Annotated in this window: 25 protein-coding genes and 1 pseudogene; 17 read left to right on the forward strand and 9 right to left on the reverse strand. The window is 65.8% G+C overall.

Annotated elements, in window-relative coordinates:
• Positions 1-270: 270 nt before the first annotated feature.
• Positions 271-711, reverse strand: coding sequence for a homoprotocatechuate degradation operon regulator HpaR (gene hpaR, locus VOI29_RS07655; RefSeq protein WP_323777542.1), 441 nt, complete (start codon positions 709-711; stop codon positions 271-273).
• 114 nt (positions 712-825) lie between these two features.
• On the opposite strand from hpaR, the gene VOI29_RS07660 reads away from it, so the two are divergent.
• From VOI29_RS07660 to VOI29_RS07690, 7 genes and pseudogenes are all read left to right on the forward strand, one after another.
• Complete coding sequence (locus VOI29_RS07660; RefSeq protein WP_323777544.1) at positions 826-1,218, forward strand: 5-carboxymethyl-2-hydroxymuconate isomerase; 393 nt, start codon at positions 826-828, stop codon at positions 1,216-1,218.
• Positions 1,218-2,726: pseudogene (gene hpaE / locus VOI29_RS07665) on the forward strand (5-carboxymethyl-2-hydroxymuconate semialdehyde dehydrogenase); the annotation flags it as partial. The gene VOI29_RS07660 and the pseudogene hpaE, both read left to right, overlap by 1 nt.
• A gap of 46 nt (positions 2,727-2,772) precedes the next feature.
• Positions 2,773-3,753, forward strand: coding sequence for a 3,4-dihydroxyphenylacetate 2,3-dioxygenase (gene hpaD, locus VOI29_RS07670; RefSeq protein ID WP_323777546.1), 981 nt, complete (start codon positions 2,773-2,775; stop codon positions 3,751-3,753).
• A gap of 77 nt (positions 3,754-3,830) precedes the next feature.
• Positions 3,831-5,243, forward strand: coding sequence for a pyridoxal phosphate-dependent decarboxylase family protein (locus VOI29_RS07675; RefSeq protein WP_323777548.1), 1,413 nt, complete (start codon positions 3,831-3,833; stop codon positions 5,241-5,243).
• Complete coding sequence (locus VOI29_RS07680; protein WP_323777550.1) at positions 5,240-6,109, forward strand: fumarylacetoacetate hydrolase family protein; 870 nt, start codon at positions 5,240-5,242, stop codon at positions 6,107-6,109. Before VOI29_RS07675 ends, VOI29_RS07680 begins: the two co-directional genes overlap by 4 nt.
• Complete coding sequence (hpaH, locus tag VOI29_RS07685) at positions 6,106-6,906, forward strand: 2-oxo-hept-4-ene-1,7-dioate hydratase (protein WP_323777551.1); 801 nt, start codon at positions 6,106-6,108, stop codon at positions 6,904-6,906. The genes VOI29_RS07680 and hpaH overlap by 4 nt, the downstream gene beginning before the upstream one ends.
• Positions 6,907-6,921: 15 nt before the next feature.
• Positions 6,922-7,692: an HpcH/HpaI aldolase/citrate lyase family protein gene (locus tag VOI29_RS07690; protein ID WP_323777553.1), complete on the forward strand. Its 771-nt coding sequence runs from the start codon at positions 6,922-6,924 to the stop codon at positions 7,690-7,692.
• A gap of 192 nt (positions 7,693-7,884) precedes the next feature.
• On the opposite strand, the gene VOI29_RS07695 is transcribed toward VOI29_RS07690, so the two are convergent.
• From VOI29_RS07695 to VOI29_RS07705, 3 genes are all read right to left on the reverse strand, one after another.
• Positions 7,885-9,549 carry a DUF4139 domain-containing protein gene (locus VOI29_RS07695; RefSeq protein ID WP_323777555.1) on the reverse strand — a complete coding sequence of 555 codons (1,665 nt, stop codon included), beginning with the start codon at positions 9,547-9,549 and terminating at the stop codon, positions 7,885-7,887.
• Between the two features lie 138 nt (positions 9,550-9,687).
• The gene (locus VOI29_RS07700) at positions 9,688-10,710 is read right to left on the reverse strand and encodes an aspartate-semialdehyde dehydrogenase (RefSeq protein WP_323777557.1); all 1,023 of its coding nucleotides are present in this window, start codon (positions 10,708-10,710) and stop codon (positions 9,688-9,690) included.
• Between the two features lie 82 nt (positions 10,711-10,792).
• On the reverse strand, positions 10,793-11,965 hold the full coding sequence (locus tag VOI29_RS07705; protein WP_323777558.1) for an MFS transporter: 1,173 nt from the start codon (positions 11,963-11,965) through the stop codon (positions 10,793-10,795).
• Positions 11,966-12,094: 129 nt separating this feature from the next.
• Here VOI29_RS07705 and VOI29_RS07710 point away from each other — a divergent pair, with 129 nt between their 5' ends.
• Positions 12,095-13,258, forward strand: coding sequence for a DUF3095 domain-containing protein (locus VOI29_RS07710; protein ID WP_323777561.1), 1,164 nt, complete (start codon positions 12,095-12,097; stop codon positions 13,256-13,258).
• Positions 13,259-13,260: 2 nt separating this feature from the next.
• Here the strand turns inward: VOI29_RS07710 and VOI29_RS07715 are convergent, their stop codons facing one another.
• A complete protein-coding gene (locus tag VOI29_RS07715) occupies positions 13,261-13,911 on the reverse strand; it encodes a carbonic anhydrase (RefSeq protein ID WP_323777563.1) in 651 nt (216 codons plus the stop codon).
• Positions 13,912-14,090: 179 nt separating this feature from the next.
• Here VOI29_RS07715 and VOI29_RS07720 point away from each other — a divergent pair, with 179 nt between their 5' ends.
• The 3 genes from VOI29_RS07720 to VOI29_RS07730 all read left to right on the forward strand — a co-directional run bounded on the left by VOI29_RS07720 (position 14,091) and on the right by VOI29_RS07730 (position 16,747).
• Positions 14,091-14,450, forward strand: coding sequence for a hypothetical protein (locus tag VOI29_RS07720; protein WP_323777585.1), 360 nt, complete (start codon positions 14,091-14,093; stop codon positions 14,448-14,450).
• 85 nt (positions 14,451-14,535) lie between these two features.
• Positions 14,536-15,918 (forward strand): leucyl aminopeptidase family protein, encoded by a 1,383-nt coding sequence (locus tag VOI29_RS07725; RefSeq protein ID WP_323777587.1) that lies wholly within the window; start codon positions 14,536-14,538, stop codon positions 15,916-15,918.
• Between the two features lie 4 nt (positions 15,919-15,922).
• On the forward strand, positions 15,923-16,747 hold the full coding sequence (locus VOI29_RS07730; protein WP_323777565.1) for a C40 family peptidase: 825 nt from the start codon (positions 15,923-15,925) through the stop codon (positions 16,745-16,747).
• 95 nt (positions 16,748-16,842) lie between these two features.
• On the opposite strand, the gene VOI29_RS07735 is transcribed toward VOI29_RS07730, so the two are convergent.
• The 3 genes from VOI29_RS07735 to VOI29_RS07745 all read right to left on the reverse strand — a co-directional run bounded on the left by VOI29_RS07735 (position 16,843) and on the right by VOI29_RS07745 (position 19,767).
• Positions 16,843-17,187, reverse strand: a complete 345-nt coding sequence (locus tag VOI29_RS07735; RefSeq protein WP_323777567.1) for a DUF2794 domain-containing protein — start codon at positions 17,185-17,187, stop codon at positions 16,843-16,845.
• A 115-nt stretch (positions 17,188-17,302) separates the two neighbouring features.
• Positions 17,303-17,992, reverse strand: a complete 690-nt coding sequence (locus VOI29_RS07740) for a metalloregulator ArsR/SmtB family transcription factor (protein WP_323777569.1) — start codon at positions 17,990-17,992, stop codon at positions 17,303-17,305.
• 80 nt (positions 17,993-18,072) lie between these two features.
• Positions 18,073-19,767 carry a DNA polymerase Y family protein gene (locus tag VOI29_RS07745; protein WP_323777571.1) on the reverse strand — a complete coding sequence of 565 codons (1,695 nt, stop codon included), beginning with the start codon at positions 19,765-19,767 and terminating at the stop codon, positions 18,073-18,075.
• Positions 19,768-19,879: 112 nt separating this feature from the next.
• On the opposite strand from VOI29_RS07745, the gene VOI29_RS07750 reads away from it, so the two are divergent.
• Positions 19,880-20,356, forward strand: a complete 477-nt coding sequence (locus VOI29_RS07750; protein ID WP_323777573.1) for a cytochrome c — start codon at positions 19,880-19,882, stop codon at positions 20,354-20,356.
• A 30-nt stretch (positions 20,357-20,386) separates the two neighbouring features.
• Here the strand turns inward: VOI29_RS07750 and VOI29_RS07755 are convergent, their stop codons facing one another.
• Entirely contained in the window at positions 20,387-21,004 is a 618-nt protein-coding gene (locus VOI29_RS07755; protein ID WP_323777574.1) for a TetR/AcrR family transcriptional regulator, read from the reverse strand.
• 147 nt (positions 21,005-21,151) lie between these two features.
• Here VOI29_RS07755 and mbfA point away from each other — a divergent pair, with 147 nt between their 5' ends.
• The 5 genes from mbfA to VOI29_RS07780 form a co-directional block, all read left to right on the forward strand.
• Positions 21,152-22,126 carry an iron exporter MbfA gene (gene mbfA, locus VOI29_RS07760; protein WP_323777576.1) on the forward strand — a complete coding sequence of 325 codons (975 nt, stop codon included), beginning with the start codon at positions 21,152-21,154 and terminating at the stop codon, positions 22,124-22,126.
• 296 nt (positions 22,127-22,422) lie between these two features.
• Entirely contained in the window at positions 22,423-23,358 is a 936-nt protein-coding gene (locus VOI29_RS07765; protein ID WP_323777579.1) for an AEC family transporter, read from the forward strand.
• 266 nt (positions 23,359-23,624) lie between these two features.
• The gene (fghA, locus tag VOI29_RS07770; RefSeq protein ID WP_323777581.1) at positions 23,625-24,458 is read left to right on the forward strand and encodes an S-formylglutathione hydrolase; all 834 of its coding nucleotides are present in this window, start codon (positions 23,625-23,627) and stop codon (positions 24,456-24,458) included.
• A gap of 18 nt (positions 24,459-24,476) precedes the next feature.
• Positions 24,477-25,979, forward strand: a complete 1,503-nt coding sequence (sthA, locus tag VOI29_RS07775; RefSeq protein WP_323777583.1) for a Si-specific NAD(P)(+) transhydrogenase — start codon at positions 24,477-24,479, stop codon at positions 25,977-25,979.
• A partial coding sequence (locus tag VOI29_RS07780) for a YaiI/YqxD family protein (protein ID WP_323777584.1) occupies positions 25,976-26,295 on the forward strand: 320 nt, incomplete at its 3' end. The genes sthA and VOI29_RS07780, both read left to right, overlap by 4 nt.

Below are 26,295 nucleotides of genomic sequence, written 5' to 3' on the forward strand. Positions count from 1 at the left end.
GTCCTCACCAACTGTCACCGACAGATTTGTTGAGAAATGCGGCAATTCACAGAGCGATTTCAGACACCGGCCGCGCCATTTGCGCCATTAGCAGGAATTCATCCATGCAGGCGCAGCATGACTTACGGCGCAACCCTTGCGTTAAATAACGCGTAAATATTTGAATTTATTAATAAAATACACGATCATACGGAAATACAGCCAACACGCAGGCCCCGCCCGGTTTGCGTCACCTGCTCCAGAATCCGCGCCATATGCGTCAAAGGCGACTCACCCGGACAGGTCGATCTGATCCAGCTCGTTCAGCAGATCCAGCAGGGCCTCATAACGCTCCGGCCCCATCTTGGCCCGGGTGCGGTTCATCAGCTCCAGACTCGCGTCAATGTTGTCGGCAATGACCCGCGCGCCGCCAGTGGTGATCCGCACCACCTGGCGGCGGCGGTCCTGCCGATCCCGCTCACGGCTGATCAGCTGCTTCTCCTCCAGCTTCTGCAGGATCCGCGTCAGGCTGGGCAGCAGCAGGCAGGCCTTATCGGCAATCTGGGTCGGATCAATCGGCCCGCTCTCCTGCACCACGCGCAGAACCCGCCATTGCTGCTCTGTCAGGCCGGCGCCGCTCAGCAAGGCCCGGATCGGCCCCATCACACGCTCACGCGCCCGCAACAGCGCGATGGGAAGGGATCGGTCAGTGGCCGGCATCATCTTGGTCATATCCGATTATCACCCCCCTCACGGCTAAACGCAATTACCGCTTGGATTTCTTCTGCTTGACTGGCGCCCTTCATTTTGCTAAACATGTTAAGTAATTCAGAAGGGATACCGGACATGCCGCACATCACCCTGGACTACTCACCCAATATGGAGGAGCGCGCCGATATTGCCGCGCTTTGCGGCCATCTGCGGCAGGCGGCAGCGGCCACCGGCGTGTTTCCTCTGGCGGGTCTCCGGGTCCGCGCCTTTGCCGCCAGTCACGTCTCAATCGCGGATGGCGGCCCGCAGCACGGCTACATCGACATTTCGATCCGCCTGCGGGCCGGCCGCGATCCAGACACCCGCAAACGCGCGGCTCAGGCGGTGTTCGAGGCGGCCCGGGCCTTCCTTGCGCCAGCGATGCAGCAGCACTCCATCGCGCTCTCGCTGGAGATGCGCGACATCGACCCGGACCTTTCTCCCAAATGCGGCACCATCCGCGACCATATGCAAAAGGCGGACCAGTGATGCGCGATCTGACCACCAACATCGAAACGCTGACCGGCCACCTGAGCCGCTTCCGCGACAGCGGCATTCGGAACCTGATCGCAGGCGAAAGCCGGCCCGCGGCCTCCGGCGCCACGTTTGAAACATCCTCGCCGGTGGATGAAAGCGTGATCTGCACAGTTGCCAGGGGCGGTGCCGCGGATATCGACGCCGCCGCCAAGGCCGCCAAAACCGCCTTCCCCGCCTGGCGCGACATGCCGGCGCTGGAGCGCAAGAAGATCCTGCACCGCATCGCCGATCTGATCGCCGGCCGCGCCGAGGAAATCGCCCTGTGCGAAAGCTGGGACACCGGCCAGCCGATCCGCTTCATGGCCAAGGCCGCCCTGCGCGGGGCGGAAAACTTCCGCTTCTTTGCGGACAAGGCCCCATCAGCCCGCGACGGCCAGCAACTGCAGTCGCCAACGCTGATGAATGTCACCACCCGCGTGCCGATCGGCCCGGTTGGCGTGATCACCCCCTGGAACACGCCTTTCATGCTGTCGACCTGGAAGATCGCGCCCGCGCTGGCCGCCGGCTGCACCGTGGTCCACAAACCGGCTGAATTTTCCCCCCTCACCGCCCGCATCCTGGCCGAGATTGCCCAGGAAGCAGGCCTTCCGCCCGGCGTCTGGAACCTTGTGAACGGCTTTGGCGAGGATGCCGGCAAAGCCCTCACGGAACACCCAGACATCAAGGCCATCGCCTTTGTCGGCGAGTCCAAAACCGGCTCGATGATCATGAAACAGGGCGCCGATACCCTCAAGCGTGTGCATTTCGAACTGGGCGGCAAGAACCCGGTGGTGGTGTTTGACGACGCCGATCTGGACCGCGCGCTGGATGCCGCGGTCTTCATGATCTACTCGCTGAACGGCGAGCGCTGCACCTCCTCCTCGCGCCTCCTTGTTCAGGAAAGCATCGCCGGGGAATTCGAGACCAAACTGATCGAACGGGTCAACAGCATCAAGGTCGGCCACCCGCTGGACCCGGCCACCGAAGTCGGCCCGCTGATCCACAAGGTGCATTTCGACAAGGTGACGTCCTATTTCAAGACCGCCGAACAGGACGGCGCCACCATCGCCGCCGGCGGCACCCGCGCCGGAGACAAGGGCTGGTTCGTCCGCCCCACCCTGTTCACCAATGCCACCAACAACATGACCATCGCCCAGGAGGAAATCTTCGGCCCGGTCCTCACTGCGATCCGGTTCAAGGACGAAGATGAGGCTCTGACACTGGCCAATGACACCCAATACGGCCTCACCGGCTATGTCTGGACCAACGACCTCACCCGCGCCCTGCGCTTCACAAATCAGCTGGAGGCCGGGATGATCTGGGTGAACTCGGAAAACGTCCGCCACCTGCCCACGCCCTTCGGCGGTGTCAAATCCAGCGGCATCGGCCGCGACGGCGGCGATTGGTCGTTCGAGTTCTATATGGAACAAAAGCACATCGGCTTTGCCACCGGCCATCACAAGATTCCGCGCCTGGGGGCCCGCCCCCCCGCTCCCGCCCCCCGGCCCCACGCGAAAGGTTCCGACCATGCCCGTCCCCGCCGCAAACCTCTATCCGCCCTTCAACATCGTCCGGCTGTCCCACGTCGAATACGCCGTCACCGACCTTGCCGCCTCGCGCGCCTTCTACGTGGACACGCTTGGCCTTCAGGTCACGCACGAGGACGACAGCCGCATCTATCTGCGCGCGATGGAGGAACGCGGCCACCACTGCATCGTGCTGGTCAAGGCGGAGACCGCCTCCGTCGGGGTTCTCGGCTTCAAGCTTTACGATGAGCCGGACCTGGACAAGGCAGCGGAATTCTTCACCTCCCGGGATCTGCCGGTGGAATGGATCGACCGCCCCCACATGGGCAAGACCTTACGCACCCGCGACCCCTGGGGCATCCCGCTTGAGTTCTATGTCAGGATGGACCGGCTGGAGCCGATCCACCAGAAATACAGGCTCTATAACGGAGTAAAACCGCTGCGCATCGACCATTTCAACATGTTCAGTGCCGATGTGGACTCGGCGGTCGCCTTCTATAACGAAATGGGTTTCCGCGTCACCGAATACACCGAGGACGACGACAGCGGCCGCGTCTGGGCCGCCTGGATGCACCGCAAGGGCGGCGTGCATGACGTCGCCTTCACCAATGGTCTTGGCCCCCGCCTGCACCACACCGCCTTCTGGGTGCCGACCCCCTTGAACATCATCGACCTGCTCGATCTGATGTCGACCACCGGCTATGTCGATAACATCGAGCGCGGCCCCGGCCGCCACGGCATCTCCAACGCCTTCTTCCTCTATGTGCGCGACCCCGACGGCCACCGGATCGAGATCTACTGCTCCGACTACCAGACCGTCGACCCGGATCTGGAGCCGATCAAATGGTCGCTCACCGATCCGCAGCGCCAGACCCTCTGGGGCGCCCCTGCCCCGCGCAGCTGGTTCGAGGAGGGCTCGGTGTTCGAAGGCACCGCCCCGAAACCCAGCACCTTGGACGCGCAGCCGATTATTGCACCCTGATACAACATGAGGACGGCGCCGTGCCACGGTGAGGCGCTGTTCGTGCCATTGGTACGGGCAAAGAAAGACGAGACGAGATGAAATGGAATGAATTCTCCGACTGGGGCCGCCGGGTGGCCGATTGGGCGCAGGACTACCATCTGACGGTGGGCGACCGCCCGGTGCGCGCCCAGACCCGCCCCGGCGAGGTGCTCAACGCGCTGCCCCAAACCCCGCCCGAACAGGGCGAGGAGATGGAGGCGATCTTTGCCGATTTTGAAAACGCCGTGATGCCCGGTATCACCCACTGGCAGCACCCGCGCTTCTTTGCCTATTTCAACTCCAACGCCGCCGCGCCCTCGGTGCTGGCCGAATTCCTCGCCGCCGCCATCGCGCCGCAATGCATGCTGTGGCAGACCTCCCCGGCGGCGACCGAGATGGAAACAAGAATGATGGACTGGCTGCGCCAGGCGCTGGACCTGCCCGGCCAGTTCCAGGGCGTCATTCAGGACAGCGCCTCCTCCGCCACTCTGGCTGCGGTGCTGACCATGCGGGAGAAAGCCCTGAACTGGCAGGGCAACAGCCACGGGCTGTTCGGCCAAAGGGCGCTCCGGATTTACTGTTCTTCCGAGGTCCACACCTCCATCGACCGCGCCATCTGGGTGGCGGGCATTGGCCAGCAGAACCTGATCCGGGTGCCCATCAAGGGCGACTGGCGCGGTATGGACCCCGCAGCCCTCGAGGCCGCAATTCAGGCCGACCTCGCCGCAGGCCACCAGCCCGCCGGTGTGATCCTTTGTGTGGGCGGCACCGGCACCGGCGCCACCGATCCCGTGGATCAAGTGCTGGACGTGGCCGAAAAGCATGGCCTCTACACCCATGTGGACGCCGCCTGGGCCGGTTCCGCGATGATCTGCCCGGAATACCGCCACTACTGGCCGGGGGTAGAGCGCGCCGACAGCATCGTCTTCAACCCGCATAAATGGCTGGGGGTGCAGTTCGACTGCTCCGCCCATTTCCTGAAGAACCCGGACGACCTGGTGCAGACCCTCGCCATCAGCCCGGAGTACCTCAAGACCCACGGCCATGACGGCATCATCAATTATTCCGAATGGTCGGTGCCGCTGGGCCGCCGCTTCCGCGCGCTCAAGATCTGGTTTCTGATCCGCACCTACGGCCTTGAGGGTCTGCGCCAGCGGCTGCGCAACCACGTCAACTGGTCCAGCCAACTGCACGAAAAGCTTAAGTCAGAGCCTGATTTCGAAATCACCACCCCGCCGATGTGGTCGCTCTGGACCTTCCGTTATGCGCCTGAGGGCGCCGCGGATCTGGATGCGCTGAACCTCCAGCTGGTCAATGCGATCAACGACGACGGCCGCATCTACCTGACCCAGACCCGCGTCGACGGCGATCTGGTGATCCGTTTCCAGGCGGGCCAGTTTGAAACCACCGAAGCAGACGTGATGATGGCCTTTGACGTCATCACCGAAATCGCGAGGAACCTGACATGACGCGCTTTGCCACCTATACCGCTGACGGCGAGACCTTCTATGGCGCAGTGACGGATGCCGGCATGATCGCCCTGTCGCCACAATTTCCCGACTGGCCCACCCTGCGCGAGGTGATCGCGGCCCAGGCCCTGCCCGCGCTGGAAAAGGCCGCCGAGGGCAAGCCCGTCACCCACAGAAATTTCACCTATGAGATTCCGATCCCCAACCCGGAGAAGATCCTCTGCGTCGGCGTCAACTTCCCGGACCGCAACGCCGAATACAAGGACGGCTCGGCCCAGCCCAAACACATGTCCCTGTTCCCCCGCTTTGCGCGCTCCTTCACCGGGGCAGAGCGCCCGCTGATCCGCCCGCCGGAGAACCACACCCTGGATTACGAGGGCGAGGTCGCGGTGGTGATCGGCAAGGCAGGCCGCCGGATCAAGCCGGAAGACGCCTATGATCACATCGCCGCGCTGACGCTGGCGAACGAGGGCACCATCCGCGACTGGGTGCGGCATGCGAAATTCAACGTCACCCAAGGCAAGAACTGGGACAATTCCGGCTCTATCGGCCCCTGGCTGGTGCCCTTCACCGACGCCGCGCAACTGGATGACGCCCGCATCATGACCCGCGTCAACGGAGAGGTCCGCCAGGACGACACCCTGGCCCGCATGATGTTCCCGATCCGCGAGGAGATCGCCTATATCTCCACCTTCACCACCCTGCAGCCCGGCGACGTGATCATCACCGGCACCCCAACCGGCGCAGGCGCCCGCTTCGATCCTCCGAAATACCTGGCGCCCGGCGACGTGGTCGAGGTTGAGGTCGCGGGCATCGGCCTCCTGCGCAACACCGTCGCGGATGAGTTTGGCGAGGACGAGGCATGACCCCGGAACAGCATCAGGAGGCCGCCGCAACCCTGCTGGCGGCCGAGGCAACCGGCCGCCAATGCGGCTTGCTCTCGCTGGCCTATCCCGGCATGACCCTGGACGATGCCTATGCGGTGCAGCAGGCTCTAATAAGGCAAAAGCTGGCGTCGGGGCGCCGGAAAATCGGCTGGAAGATCGGCCTCACCAGCCGCGCCATGCAGCAGGCGCTGAACATCACCACGCCCGACAGCGGCGTGCTGCTGGACGATATGCTCTTTGAAAACGGCGCCACCGTCCCCGCTGGCCGCTTCATCCAGCCGCGGGTGGAGGCCGAGATTGCCTTTGTCATGAAATCCCCCCTCGCAGGCGCCGGGTGCAGCCGCGCGGACGTCTTGGCCGCCACGGATTATGTTGCGCCATCGCTGGAAATCCTCGACACCCGCATCCTGCGTGCGGATCCGGAGACCGGTCAGGCCCGCATCATCACCGACACCATCAGCGACAACGCCGCAAATGCCGGTATCGTGCTGGGCAAAGAACGCCACGCCGCCGACGCCCACGATCTGCGCTGGGTGGGCGCCATCACCTCCCGCGACGGCACGGTTGAGGAAACCGGCCTCGGCGCGGGGGTGCTGAATGATCCCGTCACCTCGGTCCTCTGGCTGGCGCGGAGGATGGCGGAATATGGACAACGGATCGAGGCCGGGGATATCGTACTCTCAGGTTCTTTCATCCGCCCCATCGAATGCCCGCCGGGCACGGAGATTGCCGCCGATTTCGGGCCCTTCGGCTCCCTATCCATCACCTTTGCCTGACAGGAGGCCCTGCCCATGCCCGCCCCTTTAAACACCTTCAAACAGGCCCTAGCCAAGGGCCAGCGCCAGATCGGCTGCTGGATGAGCTTTGCCGAGGCCTCCGCAGCCGAGATCATGGGCACCTGCGGCTTTGACTGGCTGGTGATCGACGGCGAGCACGCCCCGAACGGCATCCGCTCGATCCGTGACCAGCTGATGGCGCTGGCCGCCTCCCCCAGCCATCCGGTGGTGCGGGTGCCGGTTGGCGAGACCTGGATGATCAAACAGGTGCTGGATGCCGGCGCCCAGACCGTGCTGGTGCCGATTGTCGAAAGCGCAGATCAGGTCCGGGAACTGGTCCGCGCCTGCCGCTACCCGCCGAAGGGCCTGCGCGGGGTCGGCGCCACGGCGGCCCGCGCCACCATGTTCGGCACGGTGACTGAGTACATCCAGACCGCCGATCAGGAGGTCTGCCTGCTGGTGCAGGTGGAAAACCGCGCCGGGATAGACGCTCTGGATGAAATCCTGCAGGTCGAGGGCATTGACGGCGTTTTCATCGGCCCGGCGGATCTGTCGACAGATATGGGCCATCAGGGCAACTCCGCGCATCCGGACGTGCGCGCGGTGATCGCCGATGCGATCAGTCGGATCAGGGCTGCAGGCCTGGCGCCCGGCATACTGGGAACCACAGAGGAAGCCGTTCAGGCGTATGCGGACATGGGGGCGCAATTTCTGGCCGTCGGCATCGACGTGATGGTGCTTGCCCGCAATGCCCGCGCGCTGGCAGCCCGCTGGAAGGCGGAATAACACCGCCCCTTGGGCTCTGACAAAAGAAGCTCTCCCGTGCCCGCCCGCCGCCCTGGCACAGCCAGAGCAACGGCAGCGGCTTTGGGCGTGGCACCGCGCGGGGCGCGGTGCCACGCCCAACGGGAGGAAGGTATTTTCAATACCTGGCAACGGGCGGGAGTGCGCCGCCTGCCGCCCGTCGCCGCAGCAAAATCAGCGCAGCACCATCCCCTCGGGCCAGCTGAGTGCGGTGTCCAGGCGGATTGTCCCGCTTTCGCCCTCTGCAATCTCCATGTCCCAAGCCAGGATGCCGCGCTGTTTCTCCACGTTCTCTTCCGCGGGCTGCGGTTTCGCGCTCCACTCGATCTCCAGATCGTCCTGCTGCGAATAAGGCACCCGGTCCAGCACCCGTACCACCCAGTCCTGCGCGGTCAGGTTCTCCACCGTGATCTCCACCTTCTGCACCTGCGCGTTGCTGCGCGAGATCAGCCCCTGCTCCCCCTCGCTTTGCCCCAGCACATCGCGGCGCAGTAGCAGGCCTTCGACGGGGCCGAAACCGGCGTCCATTTCCGCCCCGGGCGCCAGCCCTGCAAAAGGCTCCACCGTGACCAGCTTGCCATCAACAAACCGCGGAACCTGGTACGAGGCCAGCAGCTGCTCGCCGAATGTGTTGGCAAAACTGGCCACCCGATAGGCGGTCTTGTCCCGCGACGGCACTGCCACCGCCCGCACCTTTGCCTCAGCGGTCAGGCTGTCCATTTCCAGCCGCAGCAGGTCGGCGCCGGAGGCAATCGAGACCGGCAGGCCGAACCGGTAGGTCGCTGCCGCGCCGCCCGGATCGGCGCCCCAGCTGCCTTGGGCTTCATCAGCAATCAGCGGCGCCTCCGGTGCCGGCTCTGCCAGCGCAGACATTTCCGCCGCATCCTGCCCCAAGGATTTCAGCGTTCTCCGCGGCTGCGGTTCCTCGATCCGCCGCAGCCAGGGATGCAAGACAGCCGGGCTGCCCTGCCCGCCAGGAACCGCGGTCGACAGCGTCAGCCCCACGTCCTGCCAATTTTCGCCGGTGTCCTGCACCAGCATCACCGCCCGTTTCAGGATGACCTGCTGCTCCGCCACGGTGCTGAGATGCATCTCGTAGGACGGCTGCCAGCCGGTATTGCCCGCACCCGCGGTGTAGTAGCTGACCTTGATAGCGCCCTCGCCCGCCTGTTCGGCCTCGATATCCACGGCGATAAACAGACGGTCTTTATCTTCCAGCGTGATCGCAGCCAGCGCCGCCTGCGCCTTTGCCAATTCCTCTTCCAGGTGCTCCAGCTGCAGCTCGATCCGGCGTGCCTCTGCCTCTGCCGCCACCGCCGCCTGGCTGGCCCCGGCTGCCTCGTCCGAAATCATCCGGGCAATCGCGCTCAGCGCGGCGGCATCCGCTGCCGCCAGCCCTTCGTTCGCGCCCAATTGCTGCAGGAAGCCAATCGAAGCCTCCGCCGCCCGCACCCCGGAACGGGCCCGCGCAGCCTCATCCCGCACCGCTGCAATCCGCGCCTCGGCCTCGCGCACTTGCGCCTCTGCAGCCTCGGCCTCAGGATCATTGGCATTGCGCGGCGGCACATAATCCTCGCGCAGCAGGGTGGCGACGCGGCGGGCGCCGGCGATCTCAACCTGCAGGGTCTCCAGCAAGGCGGTCCTGGGAACATTCTGCAGGATCAGCCGGTGGCGGCCTGCCGGCAGAGCCAGCGCGGCGCCGCGGGTGACCTCTGCCAGCCCCGGGTACAGCGTCACCTCCGACACAGAACTGCTGACGGGAATAGTTTCAGCCGCCGCAAAGGGTGCGGCAGACACGGCAAAGGAAGTGACGGCAAAGGCCATCAGGGGAAATCGCATTGGCATCTCTCAAACAAATATCCGCGGCGCAAAACTGCCCGCCCGATGCCGACCCTAACCGCCGCCCCGCCCGGAGGCCACGCCAAAGAAAAGGGCCGCCTCTTGCGAAGCGGCCCCTCATCAGAATGGCAGGAAACCTCAGCCTTTCTTCAGGACCTCACGGCCCAACAGCTCGGCAATCTGCACCGCGTTCAGGGCCGCGCCCTTGCGCAGATTGTCGCTGACGCACCACAGGTTCAGGCCGTTCTCGATGGTCGAATCCTGGCGGATTCGGCTGATGAAGGTGGCGAAATCACCGACGCATTCCACCGGGGTCACATAGCCGCCGTCTTCACGCTTGTCGATCACCATGACGCCCGGCGCCTCGCGCAGGATATCGCGGGCCTCGTCTTCGTCCAGGAAGTCCTCGAACTCGATGTTCACGGCTTCCGAGTGGCCGACAAACACCGGGACGCGGACACAGGTCGCGGTGACCTTGATCGAGGTGTCGATGATCTTCTTGGTCTCGGCGACCATCTTCCACTCTTCCTTGGTCGAGCCGTCTTCCATGAAGACGTCGATATGCGGAATGACGTTAAAGGCGATCTGCTTGGTAAACTGCCGGGCCGGCTTGTCATCGGTCGGGTTGTAAATCGACTTGGTCTGGTCCCACAGCTCATCAATGCCGTTTTTGCCCGCGCCGGACACCGACTGATAGGTCGAGACGACAACGCGCTTGATCTTGGCGCGGTCATGCAGCGGCTTCAGGGCGACAACCATCTGCGCGGTGGAACAGTTGGGGTTGGCGATGATGTTCTTCTTGGCATAGCCGTGCACGGCGTCCGGGTTCACCTCCGGCACGATCAGCGGAATGTCCGGATCGTAACGGTACAGCGACGAGTTATCGATCACGGTGCAGCCGGCGGCAGCGGCCTTGGGCGCGTAATCCTTGGTCGCGGCAGAGCCGACGGCAAACAGCGCCATGTCCCAGCCGCTGAAATCGAAGGTGTCCAGATCCTGGGTCTTCAGTGTCTTATCGCCAAAGCTGACTTCGGTGCCGAGAGATTTGCGGCTGGCCAGCACAGCGATCTCATCCACAGGGAACTGGCGCTCGGCCAGGATGTTCAGCATTTCGCGGCCCACGTTGCCAGTGGCGCCAACGACGACGATGCGGTAACCCATTTGTCTGTTTCTCCAGTAATGCCCGGCCCCATGGCCGGCGGCGGAGTGATACTGCCTCCGGGGAAAAGTTTAAAGTCCCGGATCAGTCCATGCTGTCCCGGCTCAGCAGATAAATGGCGCATCCCAACGCCAAACAGACCAAAAAGAAGCTGAAAATCCCGGTATAGGGCAGGGAAAGGTCCGCTCCGGCCATTCCCGCATGGATGCGGCCGGTGGCGAACTGCATGATTCCCACCCCGCCGATGCCAAAGAAATTCAGCAATGTGACCCCGCGCCCGGCCAGATGCGGCGGCACAAAGGCGCGGCCATGCGCCATGATCACCGGGAAGGAGGCGCCAAAGAACCCGACCGCCGCCATCAGCAAAACCGGCATCCAGACCGGCGTGCCAGCCGCCAGAATCAATCCGCCCAACGCCAGGCACGCCAGCAGGTTGCCGCCCAGTATGACCCATTTGCGGGTGCCCAGCATCCGGTCAAGCGGCCCATATAGAAAAGTGCCGGCAATCATCGCTGCCCCCATCACCAGCGTTGCCAGCCCCACTTGCTGGGTGCTGAGCCCGTAAAGGTCGTTCAGATAGGGCCCGATCCACAGCCCCCGCAGCGCCCCTGACGGCGCATAGGCCACCAGCATCAGCGGGAAAATCGCCCACAGCGCCGGCATCTTCAGCAGATCCAGCACCGATCCCTTGTGCTCGCCGTCCGGCTTGTCCGGATCTGACACGGTCACAAAGAGCCCGGCCGCCACCACCGCGGAAACCACCGCCAGCCCCGCCAGCGTCTGCCGCCAGCCGAACAGATCCACCGCCAGCGCTGTCGGGTAGGAGGCGACCAGATTGCCGGCCGACCCCACCCCAAGCATCAGCGCCGCCAGGGTCGCAAACCGCGCAGGCGGGTACTGGCGCGCAAAGATATAGTAAGAGGCCATCAGCACCGGCGAACAGCCGATGCCGATCAGAAACATCGCGATACTGACATGCAAGGGCCCGGCCGCCGCGGCAAACAGCGCCGCCCCGCCGCCGCCGCCCAGCAGCAGCAGCAGCGCCGCGGTCCGGCGCGGCCCCGCATGGTCCAGCGCCCAGCCCACCGGCAGCTGCATTGCCGCAAAGGACAGGAACCACATGCCCGACGCAAAGGCGAGATCATCCGGCGCCGCTCCGATATCCTGCGCCAGCACGCTGGACAGCACCGCCAGAAAAGCACGGAAAAACTGGCTCAGCACGTAAGCGAGGCACAATAAGACCAATCCTGCCTGCATTCCCCGCTCCCCGGCTTGCCATTTCCGCGGCACAGCTTGCATGTTTGGCCCAGACACACAATTCGTTTAGGAAGAGACGGCAGGTCACTGGCGCGGGTTACTGGGACGGGTTACTGGGGCGGGAATCGAATGACGACAGACAGCTTCTATGCCGGCCTGCCGAAAACCCGGTCCTTCGACAGCCTTGCGGCTCCGGAAGCCTTTGTGCCGCTGCCGCCGGACTGGCACCTGTGCTGCACCGATATCGTCAACTCCACCGGGCTGGCGGCGGCGGGCCGCTACAAGACCGTCAACATGATCGGCGCCGCAGTGATCGCCGCCATGCGCAATGCGCTGCAGGGCGAGGCGTTCCCTTTTATCTTCGGCGGCGACGGCGCCTCCTTTGCGGTGCCGGCCCGGCACAAGGACACCGCCAAGACGGTGCTGGCGGGTCTGCGCAGCTGGACCGAAGCGGAATACGGCGTCAGCCTGCGGGCTGCGATGGTGCCGATGGATCGGATCCGGGCCGAGGGGCTGGATGTCCGGATTGCCCGCTATGCGGTGTCGGACCACGCGGATTTCGCCATGTTCAACGGCGGCGGCCTGGCCTGGGCCGAGACGCAAATGAAGGCCGGCGCCTTTACGGTGGCCGCCGCCCCGCAGGCCGGACCGCCCGACCTCAGCGGCCTGTCCTGCCGCTGGAGCAACACACCCGCACGGAACGGCATTATCCTGTCGGTGGTGGCCCAGCCCGCGCCGGGCACCAGCCCGCGGGCCTTTGCCCGGCTCTCGGCAGAATTGCTGGATCTGGCCTCTGAACTTGCGGAAGACGGCCACCCGGTGCCCGATTCCGGCCCGAAACTGCGCTTTCCACCCGCCGGCCTGGCGCTGGAAGCCCAGGCGTCCCGCGGGAATCAGCCGGTGGTTTTGCGGAAGTTTTATCTATTCTTCCACAGCCTCTTTGCCGGCGCGCTTTTCGCCTTGAAGCGCCCGGCGGGCGCCTTTGACCCGGTGCATTACCTGTCCGTTCTCAAAGCCCATTCCGACTTTCGCAAATTTGACGACGGTCTGAAGATGACGCTGGATTGCACCCCGGCCATCAGCAGCCGGATCCGCGACCGTCTGCAGCAGGCCGCCGGCGCGGGGCTGGTGCAATTCGGGCTGCACGAACAAGACGCCGCCATGGTCACCTGCATCGTGCCCTCGCCGGTGGAGGACGACCACATCCACTTTGTCGATGGGGCCGGCGGCGGCTATACGCAAGCAGCCGCCAATCTGGCAGCTGCTTTTGGTATCAGCAAAACCCCGGCATGACGTCAGACTGGCGCAAACACGCCCGTCTTGGGATCATAACATTCCAGCCCGCCCTCGCCGATGTCGGTCCACAGGCCATGCAGGCTCAGCTGTCCGGCCTTCACCGACGATTCGATGAAGGGAAAGGTCATCAGGTTTTCCAATGATGCAACAACGGCTTGGCGCTCAAACTGGCGCGCTTGCTGCTCCGGATCCTCGATCCCGGCAACGCCGTCGAACTTGGGCCTCAGAATCTCCATCCAGCGGCCGACAAAGCTGGTCTTCTCTTCCAGCTGCGGCGCGTTGCCCTTGCACATGTCGATGCAGCCCTGCACGCCGCCGCACTGCGAATGGCCCAGCACGATCAGATGCGAGACCTTCAGCGCTGTCACCGCATATTCCACCGCCGCCGAGGTGCCGTGGTGATCGCCATCGGGCGCAAACGGCGGCACCAGATTGGCGATATTGCGGTGAATGAAGAATTCACCCTGATCAGCCCCGAAGATCGAGGTCACATGCACGCGGCTGTCGCAGCAGGAGATCACCATGGCGCGCGGACGCTGCCCTTCGGTGGCCAGGCGGCGGTACCAGCCCTGGTTTTCCTTGTAGGATGTGGCTTTCCAGCCGTGGTAGCGGGTCACCAGATAACTGGGGAGAGGTTTGGCAAATTCCATTGTCGAATCCTCCGATTGTTTGCGCGTTGCCGGACGTGATACCCCGCATTGTCAGTAAATTCGAGGGATTTGATCACCGCACTGGAAACCTTTTGAAAACTTGTCGGGTCCAAATTGGCAGTTGTGCCGTGGGGGTACATACAACTTGGGTGAATGTGGTGGCCAATATTTTAACAGTGATGCACGCGGAAAAAGTGTGCCTTGATCCTAATAAACTCTCTTCGCTTTACGATCAGCTCGGCGAAGCCGGTGCCGAAGATGTGGTCTGCCGGGCGGTCGAAGAAATGGCCGTGCGCCTGACGCATTGCGAGCGGCTTTGGCGGCAGAACGACATGGTCAGCCTGCGCAAAAGCGCCCGGTCGCTGATCGCAATGGCCGATCAGATCGGCATGACGGCGCTGTCAGCCATTGCCAGGGATGCGACCGTGGCCATTGATGCCGAGGATGCTCCGGCGGTGGCCGCGATCCTGTTCCGGCTGATGCGGGTGGGCGAACGCTCGCTGACCGCGGTCTGGGATCAGCAGGACATGACGATCTGACAGATCCGCGGCCGGCAGGGCTTGCAGGCGGCGCTGCGGCGGCTACTCTGGCGCATCATTACTGATCCGCAACCGGAGTATGCCCATGCCGCCCGTCTTTGCCGCGTCCAGCCCGGACGCCTGTCCTGTGCATGTCATCGCAAGCGACACTTTCGACAGCTGGCTCTCCAGCCAGCCGCAGCGTGTTCAGGCCTGGGCAACGGCGCAGGGCTTCACCGGCGCCTGCGGCCAGGCTTTGGCCGTGCCGGCGGCGGATGGCACATTTGAAATGGCCCTGGCCGGCTATGGCAATGCCGCCGCGCGCACGCGCCTGCGCTTTGTGCTGGCCGAGGCCGCCGCGAAACTGCCCGCCGGGACCTACCGGATCGCCTCCGGCCTGCCGCAGGAAGCTGCCGCAACCGAATCGCTGGGCTGGCTGCTGACCGGTTACCGCTTTGACCGCTACAAGGAAAACGCGGCACAGACCGCCGCATTGGTGGCGCCGGATGGTCTGGATGCAGGCGCCGTGGAATCCCTCGCCGCCGCCGAATGCCTGACCCGCGACCTGATCAACACGCCCGCCTCCGACATGGGCCCTGCAGAGCTGCAGGCTGCCGCCGAGGGCCTGGCAGAAGAATTCGGCGCCGAGACCTCTACCATTCTGGGCGAGGATCTGCTGGCGCAGAACTTTCCGCTGATCCACACGGTGGGGCGCGCCTCGGACCGCGCGCCGCGGCTGATCGAGCTGCGCTGGGGCAGCGCCGGGCCGCGGCTGACCCTGGCGGGCAAGGGCGTCTGCTTCGACACCGGCGGGCTGAACCTGAAGCCCGGAAACAGCATGGCGCTGATGAAAAAGGACATGGGCGGCGCCGCCAATGTGCTGGGGCTGGCGCGGATGATCATGGCCGCCGGGCTGAAGCTGCAACTGCGGGTGCTGATTCCGGCGGTGGAAAACGCCGTCTCTGGCCCCGCCTTCCGCCCCGGCGACGTGCTGACCTCGCGCAAGGGGCTGACGGTCGAGGTCAACAACACCGACGCCGAGGGCCGCCTGGTGCTGGCCGACGCGCTGACGCTGGCCGCCGAGGAAGAGCCGGATCTGCTGATCTCCATGGCCACCCTCACCGGTGCCGCGCGCGTCGCCGTCGGCCCCGACCTGTCGCCCTTCTACACCGACCGCGATACCGATGCCGCAGCCCTGTCGGCCAGTGCCGCGCATACCGCCGACCCGGTCTGGCGGATGCCGTTTTATGACCCTTACGAGACCATGATCGAACCCGGCATTGCGGATTTGGACAATGCGCCCTCCGGCGGCTTTGCAGGCTCGATCACCGCCGCGCTGTTCCTGCGCCGCTTTGCCGGCGATGCCCGCTACATGCATTTCGACATCTACGGCTGGACCCCCAGCGCCGCCCCCGGCCGCCCCAAGGGCGGCGCCCTGCAGGGGGCCCGCGCCCTGTTTGCGGCGCTGCCTGACCTGCTGGAGCTGTGATCCCATGCCAGACCAACGCCGCACGCCCATAAATACCCGCATCGCCGCCGCGCATCTGAAAGATGCGCCCGCGGGCCTGGACCTGGTCGCGGGCACCGCTGCCCGCATCGGGGTGCCGGTTGCGGACCTTTTGCGCGCGCCGGACGGCGCCCGCGACCGCCAGCTTCTCTATGGCGAGCCGGTGACCGTCTACGAGGACCGGAACGGCTGGTCGTTTGTGCAAGCCGCCAAGGATTCCTACGTCGGATATGTGCCCGGCACGGCCCTTACAGCGCCGTTTGAAGCCACCCATTGGGTCAGCGCCCCGGCGACCCACAGCTATTCGGCGGATGACTTCAAATCGCCGGAGACGCAGGCGCTCAGCCATGGCAGCCGGGTGCAGGTCCTGGGCGGCACCGGACGGTTTCTTGACACCAATCTGGGGTTCATTCCCGCCCGCCACCTGTCGCCGCTGGGCGCCCATGCCGCGGATCCGGCGGCAGTGGCGGAATTGTTTCTCGGCACCCCCTACCTCTGGGGCGGCAACAGCCGGTTCGGCATCGACTGTTCCGGCCTGGTGCAAGCGGCGCTGCTGGCCTGCGGCCTGCCCTGCCCCGGCGACAGCGGCATGCAGGAGGCAGAGTTGGGAGAGGCAGCCGCATCCAAAGACTATCAGCGCGGCGACCTGCTGTTCTGGAAAGGCCATGTGGCGCTGGTGCGGGACTCCCGCACTCTGATCCACGCCAACGCGCATGATATGGCGGTGGCGATCGACCCCATAGAAGAGGCGGTTGAACGGATCCAGGCCCAGGGCGACGGCCCGGTCACCGCACATAAACGGCTGGCGTGACCGGCATCAGCCGCCGCAGGCAGTGAAAATCTTGCGAAGTTTTCTGACCGGAAAATTTGAGTTTTCCGGTCCCTCTGCGGCAGCAGCCGCACCCGTCAGTCCACAGACCGGATCAGTTTGCGCTCCAGCACCCGCAAAACGGTCTTCAGATCGGCGCCGCGCTTCAGGATGTGCCCGTCCATGCCCACCACCGAATACTGCCCCTGCCGCTGCCGCTGCCTGGGGCGCTTTTCGATCCGGTAAAGCGGATGCTCTGCGGTGCGCCGGAAGATGGAAAAAACTGCCAGATCACGCAGGCAGGCAATCCCGTAGTCGCGCCATTCCCCCGCCGCGACCATGCGGCCGTACAACGTCATAATGACCGACAGTTCCCGCCGGTCAAACGCGACTTGCTGAGGGTAGGAAGATCCGGGAAAAGGCTGCACCTGATCAAAGCTCATAGTGTATAGGTTGCGCCGTTTCCCGGGCAAATCAAGGTTTATCCGCTTCGAATTTTGCTGTGATGCAGAAGACGCACAGGCTCTGCCCCCTGTTCTCAGCCCGCTCGGGCCTGCCTCAGGCCGCCACCAGCCCGCCGCAGCTGAGGCCCAGAACCTGCTCCAGCGCGCGTGCTCCAGGCGTTGTCAGCGCCAGCCCGCGCTTGTGCCGGCGGCGCTTGACCCAGCCGCTGTCCAGGGCGTGATCCAGCATCAGCCGCCCCATCGGCCCCGCCACATGCAGCTTGCGCTCGGTCCAGTCCAGACAGGGCCGGGCAAAGGGCTCGCGGCCCGGTTTGTCAGGCAGAACAACCCCAAGCTTCAGCCATTCGCCGGCCGGAACAGCGCAAAAGGCGCCGTGTTCCTGCCGCAGCATCCCGCGGTCCAGAAGCGCCCGGGTCATCGCCACAGCCAAAGGCCCGGCCAGATGGTCATAGCAGCTGCGCAGCTGTGCCAGATCCCCCGCCTTGCGCTGCTGCGCCCGGTGCAGGCTGTCTGCGGGCGCAATCGCCGCCAGCTGCTCCAGCGCATGCGCCACCTCCGGCCCGGCCAGCCGGTGATAGACACAGCGGCCGCGCTTTTCGGCGACCACCAGCCCGGCATCCTGCAGCAGCCGCAAATGCGCCGAGGCGGTCTGCGGCGTCACCCCGGCTGCCGCCGCCAGCTCCTTGTTGGTATAGGCGCGCCCCTCCATCAGCTCGCACAGCATCTGCGTGCGGCTGGCGTCGCTGATGGCCTGGCCCAGAATGTCGAAACGCGGTGTGATCATGGTTGCACTCTACCCGCGTCCTTCCGGCAGGCCCAAGCAAAACCCTTCGCCGCGCAGCGAACTGTTTCCCGCCTGTCCCGTCACGCAAACGACCCATGGCAGAACCAGCCCGGCGACAGCGCGCCGCCATGGGCAAAGAACAGCCACAGCCGCTCGCCGCTTCGGGTCGCCACCACCCAGTAATCGCGCACGCCGCTGCGCCACTCCGGGTCCTCCAGCCACCATTCCGGCGCAATCCGCTCCGGCCCTTCGGCCCCGGCCAGCTCCCAGTCGCGCGCCCGCCAGCGGAAACGCTCCGGCACCTCAGGCCGCTCCGGCGCGGTGACCAGCTCGGGCCGCCAGAGCAGCAGCGGCCGCGGCCGCGGCGGCACGGGCCAGTCCCCGGTGCCTCCGGCCGCAGGCTCCGACCAGGCTGCCGCCTGCACGGTAAAGGTCTTTTCCGGAATATGGCTCGCTGCCGGGTGATACCGGGTGATCGCCTCCAGCCCCAGCCGCGCGCCCAGGCGGCCGATCAGATCCTCCAGCGCCGCGCCGTCCTCCTGCCGCGCCCGCGCCGCGGCCCCCGCCTGCATATGGCCCGCGGGGGTGCGGGCGTGGATCGCTTCGGCCTGCAGCACCTCCAGCCGCAGCATGTCGATGCCATAGCCCGCATCAATCTGCTCCAGCTTCATCTCCAACAGCGGCCGGATGCGGTCCGGCTCACGGCTGGCGCGCGCCAGGCCCAGGGTCACGGCCTCCATCTCCTGGTCGCAGCGGTGCGCCTCCAGCCGCAGCACCCGCGCGCCCTTGCCGCGCGCTTCCAGCCGGGCGCACAGCCTGGGCAGCATCCGGTCGATCCCCGCCAGCAGATCCTCCATCAGCCCGATCGGCTCCGGCAGGGTCAGCCGCACCGCAAAATGATCCGGGCTGCGCGCGGGCGAGACCGGCTCCGGCGCGCTGCCCATCGCCTGATCCAGCCGCAAGACCAGCCCGCGGCCGAACCGGCGCGCCAGGCCGGCCCGCGGCTGCCCCAGCAGATCGCCGATCCGCCGCAACCCCAGCCGGTTCAGCTGCGCCACCGTGGCGCCGTCCAGCCGCAAGGCCGCCACCGGCAACGGCCCAAGCGCGCCGTAAGCCTGCCCCGGTTCCGCAATCCGCCCCGCCTCCGGCGGCGGCGGCGCCTGCAGCTGCGGCGCCGCACCGCCGCGGGTACAGTGGCGGCGTTCGGCGCTTTGCCGCGGGCGGCGCTTTTGCGCCCGGGACCGGGTCGCCCGGGCCTCCTGGTCGATGGCATCGCCCGAGCGGTCCGGCGCCGCGTCCTCGCCCGCGTAGCGCGCCAGCGCCCAGGCCGCACCCAGGGTATCCGCCAGCCCCATTTGCACGCTCAGGCCCATCTCTGCACAGTCCTGCCCCGCCGCCGCCATCAGCGCCGCCTCGCTGCCGAACAGATGCGCGCAGCCGGTAAGATCGATGGTCAGCCCGTCCTCCCCGGCCGCTGCCACCCAGGGGCTGAACTTGCCGGCCCAGCGCCTGAGGGCGGCCAGGAACACCGCCTCAGCCGCCCGGTTGCGCGGCCGCACCACCAGGCCCGCACACATCGCATGGGCATCGCGCAGCGGCTGGCCCGGCTGCAAACCTTCCGCCGAAGCCGCCGTGTTTAACGCAGAAATAACCTGGGTGTTGGACACTTCCCCGGCAACAGCCAGCGGCCCGGCAATGCCGCCGCGCTCTGCCCGCATGATACGTTCGGCGCCAAGGCGCGGAAACCAAAGCGATAAGATGCGGCGGTGGGGCATGGGCAGATCGGGCAGCAGGGGCCGGCAGGCGGCGGATTACAGGAGTTCCACAGCATATGTTCTTATTTTGTTCCTGTCATGCGATTCGGCCGATCCGCCCGGGGGCAGCCCGATGAGCATCCGCCTGTTCAAAACCATTGCCTTCATGGCACTCCTCGCAGCCCTTGCCATTGGCAGCACCGCTCCGGTCACAGCCAGGGACGGCGACAGCAAGCATGTGACACGCAGAATGGCCCTGATGACCTCGCAAAAGGCGGCGATGGATGTGCTGACCGGCATGATGGCCGGGCGCAGCTCTTTCGACCGGGACAGGGCCCGCGCGGCGCGGCGGCAGCTGATCAGATCCACCGGCGCAATCCGCAAGCATTTCAAGAAGGCCCAGATGGATCCGCGCTCCCATGCGCGGCCCTCGATCTGGCACGGCTGGAAAGATTTCAAAGCCCGCGCAGACAGCGCCGAAGCAGCCGCCCGCAACCTCAGCACCCGGTCCCTGCCCGCCCTGCGCCGCACCCTGCCCAGCCTGGTGCAAAGCTGCCTCAGCTGCCACGAGACCTACCGCAACACGCCGAACGCCTTCACCACCCACTGACCGTTCCGGCTTGCGGCCGGAAGGGTCCGCTCAAACCCCGTAACGCGCCATGAAGGTGTCAATTGCACCGCTGATCACCCGTTCGCGCTCGGCCTCGCTGAAGGTCCCGTCGATCTTGAACAGGAAGCGCAGAAAGATATCCGCCTTGCACAGCTCAGCAAACTGCGCGGCGGCCAGATCGGCATCCGCAATGGCCAGCTCGCCCCGCTCCGCAGCCCGTTCCAGGTATTCACGGATCTCCGCGTGCATCACCATCGGCCCGCTCTCATAAAACATCGGCCCCAGCTCAGGGAAGCGGTCGGCCTCGGCCACAAAGATGCGGAACAGCTGCAGGCTGAAACCGCCCAGCAAGGCGCCGTGAATGCGCTCCGCCGCCGCCCGCAGAACCTCCCGCGGGCCGCAGCAGCCCGTTTCCAGATCCAGCGAGGCATCCGCTTGCTGCCCGCAGACCGAACGCACCACCTCCATGAACAGCACCCGCTTATCGGGGAAATAACTGTACAGCGTCGCCTTGGACACGCCCGCCGCCTTGGCGATCTTGTCGACGCTCGCCCCCTCGAACCCGTCAGCCAGGAAAACCGCGCGGGCCCCTGCCAGGACCTGATCGAATTTCCGGCCGGTGCGCAGGACGCTGGCTTGCTGGTTCATGCGGGCTCCTCGGGATACGGGCTGCAGGCAGCACGGTCTGACCCTAATGTAATCCGCGCCGCCGCTTTGCAACAGCATTACCCGTTGAGTCTTGCGGCGGCGCGCGGAAGGGGTATAGTTAGAATAATTCTAAATTGAGGGCAGATGATGCGGTTTTTCACCCAGCGCAAGCGCTTTGCAGAGCTGACCGGGCAAGAGGTTCTGGCCCTGGCAATTGCTTCAGAAGAAGATGATGCGCGGATCTACCGCGGCTATGCGGAGCGGCTGCGCGCCGAATATCCTGCGTCGGCGGCAATGTTCGACGGCATGGCGGCAGAAGAAGACGAGCACCGCGCCCGGCTGATCGACCTGCACCAGGCACGATTCGGGCCGGCAATTCCGCTGATCCGGCGCGAGCATGTGGCGGGCTTCTATGCCCGCCGCCCGGTCTGGCTGATGGAAAACCTCAGCCTCGACCGCATCCGCGGCGAGGCCCGCGCGATGGAGCGCGACGCCGAGCGCTTCTACACCGCCGCCGCCGCCCGGACGCAGGATGCCGCAACCCGCAAGCTGCTGGGCGATCTGGCCGCAGCCGAGGCCGGCCATCAGGCCCTCGCGGGCGAGTTGCAGGACACGCATCTGGATACGGACACCCGCGCGGACGAGGACCGCGCCGCCCACCGCCAGTTCGTGCTGACCTGGGTGCAGCCGGGGCTGGCCGGGCTGATGGACGGTTCGGTCTCCACCCTGGCGCCGATCTTTGCCACCGCCTTTGCCACCCAGGACACCTGGACCACCTTTCTGGTCGGCATGGCGGCCTCGGTCGGGGCCGGCATCTCGATGGGTTTCACCGAGGCGGCCTCGGACGACGGCGAACTCTCCGGCCGCGGCTCGCCGGTCAAACGCGGGCTGGCCTCCGGGGTGATGACCACCCTCGGCGGCCTCGGCCACGCCCTGCCCTATCTGATCCCGGACTTCTGGACCGCCACCACCCTCGCCCTGCTGATTGTCTTTGTGGAGCTTTGGGCGATTGCCTGGATCCAGAACCGCTTCATGCAAACCCCGTTCTGGCGCGCCGCGATGCAGGTTGTGCTGGGCGGCGCGCTGGTGCTGGGCGCAGGCGCGCTGATCGGCAGCGGCTGAGACACGGCACCGGCAGCACTCCCGCCCGCGCCGGAGCAGCCGCAGCCTGCCCCTCCCCGGTTGGGCCCGGCAGCGCTGGCGCGCTGCGGGACGGCCTCGCAACAGAGGCGGCGCGCTCAAGGTGCAGCGGCCCGCAGACCGCGTCCCGGCGGCAACCCTGCCCCGTGCAGCGCACGGGGCCACCCCCAACTGCGACGGGCATTCTCCGGAATGCCCTGAACAGGCGGGAGCCTCCCGCCTTCCCCGCGGCAAAAGGCTCTTTGCCAATTGGTCAAATCCCGTTACCAGTTCGCCCCATGGCCGAAATCTTCTTCCGCACCCTTCCCTTCTTCGCAATCATCGGCCTTGGCTATTGGGCCGGGCGCAGCCGCTTCTTCACCGAGGACGCCACCGCCTACCTCACCCGCTTCGTGTTCTACTTCCCGCTGTCGGCGATGATCTTCGGCTTTGCCGCCAACCTGTCCTTTGCCGAAATCTTCGATCCTGCCCTGATTCTCGGCTACCTGGCCGGCACGCTGGCGGTCTACCTGCTGGTGACCGCCGTGGCCTGGGTCCGCGGGCTGGACATGCCCACCGCAGCGGTCGAGGCGCAATGCGCCGCGATCGGCAATGTCGGTTTCCTGGGGCTGCCGATGATGGCGATCCTGTTCGGGCCTGCCTCCGTGGCGCCGATGATGGTGGTGCTGAGCGTCGATCTGGTGGTGTTCTCCTCGCTGATTGTCATTCTGATCAACACCGGCCGCGGCCAGGGCCAGGGAGCGGGCGTGCAGCTGGCCACGCTGAAACTGGTGGGGCTGGGTCTGCTGAAGAACCCGATGATCCTGTCGATCTGCGCAGGCCTTGCCTGGTCGGCGTCTGCCTGGCCGATCCCCGCGCCCGCAAACGACTTTCTCACCATCCTCGGCGGCGCCGCCACCCCCGGCGCGCTGTTTGCCATCGGCGCCTCGCTGGCCTCGAAATCTGCCGAAAGGGTCCAGGTCTCCGGCTGGCTCAGCTTTGCCAAACTGGTGCTGCACCCGGCCTGCGTCGCCGCCGCCGTGCTGTGGCTGATCCCCGCTGCGCCGTTCGCCGCCGCGGTGGCCATCGCCGCCGCGTCGCTGCCGGTGGCGGGCAATGTCTACATGCTGGCGCAGCATTACGGCGTCGCGCCGCAGCGGGCCTCTGCCGCCATCCTGATCTCGACCGTGCTGTCGATCGTCACCGTGCCTGCGGTGATCGCCTGGGTCTCCTGACACGCCCCCCGCCCGCCCCGGAAAGCGCCCGCGCCCGCAGGGCGCCCTGGCTGCCGCCAGCGCGCAGCTGGCCGGAGCGGAACCTGCCCCATCTTCCTGCGCCATGTTGCTGCGACGGGCGGGAGCCCTCCCCCGGCCTGCAGTCCGAATGTTTGCGGTTTCGCAAGCCTCGTGCCGCAAAAACCGGCATTGCTGCCGCCCACCCGCTGGACCCTGAGGCCAACTGCGGATAGCGGTAGAGCTAACAGAATTAAGGAGCCTTACCGATGGAAACCGTTTCCGAGAACCGCGCCTTTGGCGGCACCCAGGGCGTCTACAAACACGCCAGCAGCGCCACCGGCGGCGATATGACATTCGGCCTGTTCCTGCCGGAGGAAGCCAAGGACGGCCCGGTGCCGGTGCTGTGGTACCTGTCGGGCCTCACCTGCACCCATGAAAACGCGATGACCAAGGCCGGCGCCCAGGCCTGGTGCGCCGAGCAGGGCATCGCCATCGTCTTCCCCGACACCAGCCCCCGCGGCGAAGGCGTGGCCGATGATGACGCCTACGACCTGGGCCAGGGCGCGGGCTTCTATGTGAACGCCACGCAGACCCCTTGGGCGCCGCATTTCCGCATGTGGGACTACGTGGCCGAGGAACTGCCCGCGCTGCTGGGCGAAAACTTCGCCATCGACCTCAGCCGCCAGGCGATCACCGGCCATTCCATGGGCGGCCACGGCGCGCTCACCCTGGCGATGAACCTGCCGGGCCGCTACAAATCGGTCTCCGCCTTTGCGCCGATCTGCAACCCCACGGCCTCAGACTGGGGCCGCAAGCAGCTGCACGCCTATCTGGGCGGTGATGAATCCGCCTGGGCCAAACACGACGCCACCCTGCTGATGCGGGAAAAAGGCTTTGACGGTCCGATCCTGATCGACACCGGCACCAGCGACCAGTTCATCGACCTCTTGAAGCCCGAGGCGCTGGCGCACGCGGCGGCCGAGCGCCGCCAGCAGGCCGCCCTGCGGATGCAGCCGGGCTATGACCACAGCTATTTCTTCGTGTCGACCTTCATGGAGGAGCACGTCTCCTTCCATGCCGACGCGCTGTACCAGACCTAAGCAACAAAGGACGCGGCCATGAGTGAAGACTTTGATTATGACCTGATCATCATCGGCTCCGGCCCCTCGGGCCGCGCCGCTGCCATCCAGGCCGGCAAGCTGCACCGCCGGGTGCTGGTGATCGACCGCAAGGACCGTCTCGGCGGGGTGTCGGTGCATACCGGCACCATCCCGTCAAAAACCCTGCGCGAAACCGTGCTGAACCTTTCCGGCTGGCGCGAACGCAGCTTTTACGGCCGCTCCTACCGGGTGAAGGATGACATCCTCGCCGATGACCTGAAGGCGCGCCTGCACAAGACACTGGACCACGAGGTTGACGTGCTGGAGCACCAGTTCAACCGCAACCATGTGGACACGCTGATGGGGCTGGCCAAATTCATCGGCCCGAACGAAGTGGAGATCGCCACCGAAGCCGGCGAAACCACCCGGCTGACGGCAGAGAAATTCCTGATCTCCACCGGCACCCGCACCTACCGCCCGGACTATGTTCCGTTCAATGGCCGCACCGTGGTCGATGGCGATGATTTCCTTGAAATGGCGGATATTCCGCGCTCGCTGGTGGTGATCGGCGCCGGCGTGATCGGGGTGGAATATGCCACCATGTTCGCCGCCCTTGACGTCCGCGTCACCCTGATCGAGCCGCGCGAGAGCTTCCTGGATTTCATCGACAAGACCCTGATCCAGGAATTCACCCACCAGATCCGCGAAAACGGCGTCGACCTGCGGCTTGGCGCTGCGGTTGAAACCATCGAGGATGCCGGCGAATATGTTGAGGTGATCCTCAGCAACGGCCGCCGCGTGCGCGCCGAAATGCTGCTGTTTGCGGCCGGCCGGCTGGGCGCCACCGCCTCGCTGAATCTTGACGCAACCGGGCTGCAGACCGACCATCGCGGCCGCCTGAGCGTCGACCGCAAGACCTACCAGACCGAGGTGCCGCACATCTATGCCGCCGGCGATGTGATCGGGCATCCGTCGCTGGCCTCGACCTCGCTGCAGCAGGGCCGGGTTGCCGCCTGCCATGCGCTCGACACCCCGACGCTGCCGGAAAGCCCCTGGTACCCCTATGGCATCTACTCGGTGCCGGAAATCTCCACCTGCGGCATGTCCGAGGAAGAGCTGCAAGAGCGTGGCATCCCTTATGAGGTCGGCGTCGCCCGCTTCCGCGAAACCTCGCGCGGCCACATCATGGGGCTGGAGCACGGCATGCTGAAAATGCTGTTCTCTTTGAAAACCCGCCGGGTACTGGGGGTGCAGATCGTCGGTGAAGGCGCCACCGAGCTTATCCACATCGCCCAGGCGGTGCTGAACCTCAAGGGCACGGTGGATTACTTCGTGCAGAACACCTTCAACTATCCGACCCTGGCCGAGGCGTATAAAATCGCCGGTCTCGACGCCTTCAACCGGATGCCGATCCCGGAGGAGTTCAAGGTGAAGAAACCCGCCCGCAAGGCCAAACCCGCCCCCAAGGCCGAGGCCGCGGCGGAGACAAAGCCCGAGGCCGGGAAGAAGGCGGCAGAGTGACCGCGCTTTACATCGACGCCGACGCCTGCCCGGTCAAGGCGGAGGCCGAGCGGGTTGCCACCCGCCACCGCCTGCGCATGTTCGTGGTCTCCAACGGCGGGTTGCGCCCGTCGCAGAATCCGCTGGTGGAGAATGTGATCGTCTCCGAAGGCGCCGATGTCGCCGACATGTGGATCGCCGGGCGCTGCGGCCCGGGCGATGTGGTGGTAACCGGCGACATCCCGCTCGCCGCCAAATGCATCGAGGCCGGCGCCCGCGTCCTGCGCCACAACGGCGAGCGCTTCACGGAGGCCAACATCGGCCAGCAGCTGGCGAT

It is taken from the genome of Leisingera sp., from assembly GCF_034669605.1.
GTDB lineage: Bacteria > Pseudomonadota > Alphaproteobacteria > Rhodobacterales > Rhodobacteraceae > Leisingera.

What these genes read in the sequence shown, in the direction of transcription:
- hpaR (WP_323777542.1), bottom strand. Translation starts at nt 711, where the DNA reads ATGACCAAGATGATGCCGGCCACTGACCGATCCCTTCCCATCGCGCTG.
- VOI29_RS07660 (WP_323777544.1), top strand. Translation starts at nt 826, where the DNA reads ATGCCGCACATCACCCTGGACTACTCACCCAATATGGAGGAGCGCGCC.
- hpaD (WP_323777546.1), top strand. Translation starts at nt 2,773, where the DNA reads ATGCCCGTCCCCGCCGCAAACCTCTATCCGCCCTTCAACATCGTCCGG.
- VOI29_RS07675 (WP_323777548.1), top strand. Translation starts at nt 3,831, where the DNA reads ATGAAATGGAATGAATTCTCCGACTGGGGCCGCCGGGTGGCCGATTGG.
- VOI29_RS07680 (WP_323777550.1), top strand. Translation starts at nt 5,240, where the DNA reads ATGACGCGCTTTGCCACCTATACCGCTGACGGCGAGACCTTCTATGGC.
- hpaH (WP_323777551.1), top strand. Translation starts at nt 6,106, where the DNA reads ATGACCCCGGAACAGCATCAGGAGGCCGCCGCAACCCTGCTGGCGGCC.
- VOI29_RS07690 (WP_323777553.1), top strand. Translation starts at nt 6,922, where the DNA reads ATGCCCGCCCCTTTAAACACCTTCAAACAGGCCCTAGCCAAGGGCCAG.
- VOI29_RS07695 (WP_323777555.1), bottom strand. Translation starts at nt 9,549, where the DNA reads ATGCGATTTCCCCTGATGGCCTTTGCCGTCACTTCCTTTGCCGTGTCT.
- VOI29_RS07700 (WP_323777557.1), bottom strand. Translation starts at nt 10,710, where the DNA reads ATGGGTTACCGCATCGTCGTCGTTGGCGCCACTGGCAACGTGGGCCGC.
- VOI29_RS07705 (WP_323777558.1), bottom strand. Translation starts at nt 11,965, where the DNA reads ATGCAGGCAGGATTGGTCTTATTGTGCCTCGCTTACGTGCTGAGCCAG.
- VOI29_RS07710 (WP_323777561.1), top strand. Translation starts at nt 12,095, where the DNA reads ATGACGACAGACAGCTTCTATGCCGGCCTGCCGAAAACCCGGTCCTTC.
- VOI29_RS07715 (WP_323777563.1), bottom strand. Translation starts at nt 13,911, where the DNA reads ATGGAATTTGCCAAACCTCTCCCCAGTTATCTGGTGACCCGCTACCAC.
- VOI29_RS07720 (WP_323777585.1), top strand. Translation starts at nt 14,091, where the DNA reads ATGCACGCGGAAAAAGTGTGCCTTGATCCTAATAAACTCTCTTCGCTT.
- VOI29_RS07725 (WP_323777587.1), top strand. Translation starts at nt 14,536, where the DNA reads ATGCCGCCCGTCTTTGCCGCGTCCAGCCCGGACGCCTGTCCTGTGCAT.
- VOI29_RS07730 (WP_323777565.1), top strand. Translation starts at nt 15,923, where the DNA reads ATGCCAGACCAACGCCGCACGCCCATAAATACCCGCATCGCCGCCGCG.
- VOI29_RS07735 (WP_323777567.1), bottom strand. Translation starts at nt 17,187, where the DNA reads ATGAGCTTTGATCAGGTGCAGCCTTTTCCCGGATCTTCCTACCCTCAG.
- VOI29_RS07740 (WP_323777569.1), bottom strand. Translation starts at nt 17,992, where the DNA reads ATGATCACACCGCGTTTCGACATTCTGGGCCAGGCCATCAGCGACGCC.
- VOI29_RS07745 (WP_323777571.1), bottom strand. Translation starts at nt 19,767, where the DNA reads ATGCCCCACCGCCGCATCTTATCGCTTTGGTTTCCGCGCCTTGGCGCC.
- VOI29_RS07750 (WP_323777573.1), top strand. Translation starts at nt 19,880, where the DNA reads ATGAGCATCCGCCTGTTCAAAACCATTGCCTTCATGGCACTCCTCGCA.
- VOI29_RS07755 (WP_323777574.1), bottom strand. Translation starts at nt 21,004, where the DNA reads ATGAACCAGCAAGCCAGCGTCCTGCGCACCGGCCGGAAATTCGATCAG.
- mbfA (WP_323777576.1), top strand. Translation starts at nt 21,152, where the DNA reads ATGCGGTTTTTCACCCAGCGCAAGCGCTTTGCAGAGCTGACCGGGCAA.
- VOI29_RS07765 (WP_323777579.1), top strand. Translation starts at nt 22,423, where the DNA reads ATGGCCGAAATCTTCTTCCGCACCCTTCCCTTCTTCGCAATCATCGGC.
- fghA (WP_323777581.1), top strand. Translation starts at nt 23,625, where the DNA reads ATGGAAACCGTTTCCGAGAACCGCGCCTTTGGCGGCACCCAGGGCGTC.
- sthA (WP_323777583.1), top strand. Translation starts at nt 24,477, where the DNA reads ATGAGTGAAGACTTTGATTATGACCTGATCATCATCGGCTCCGGCCCC.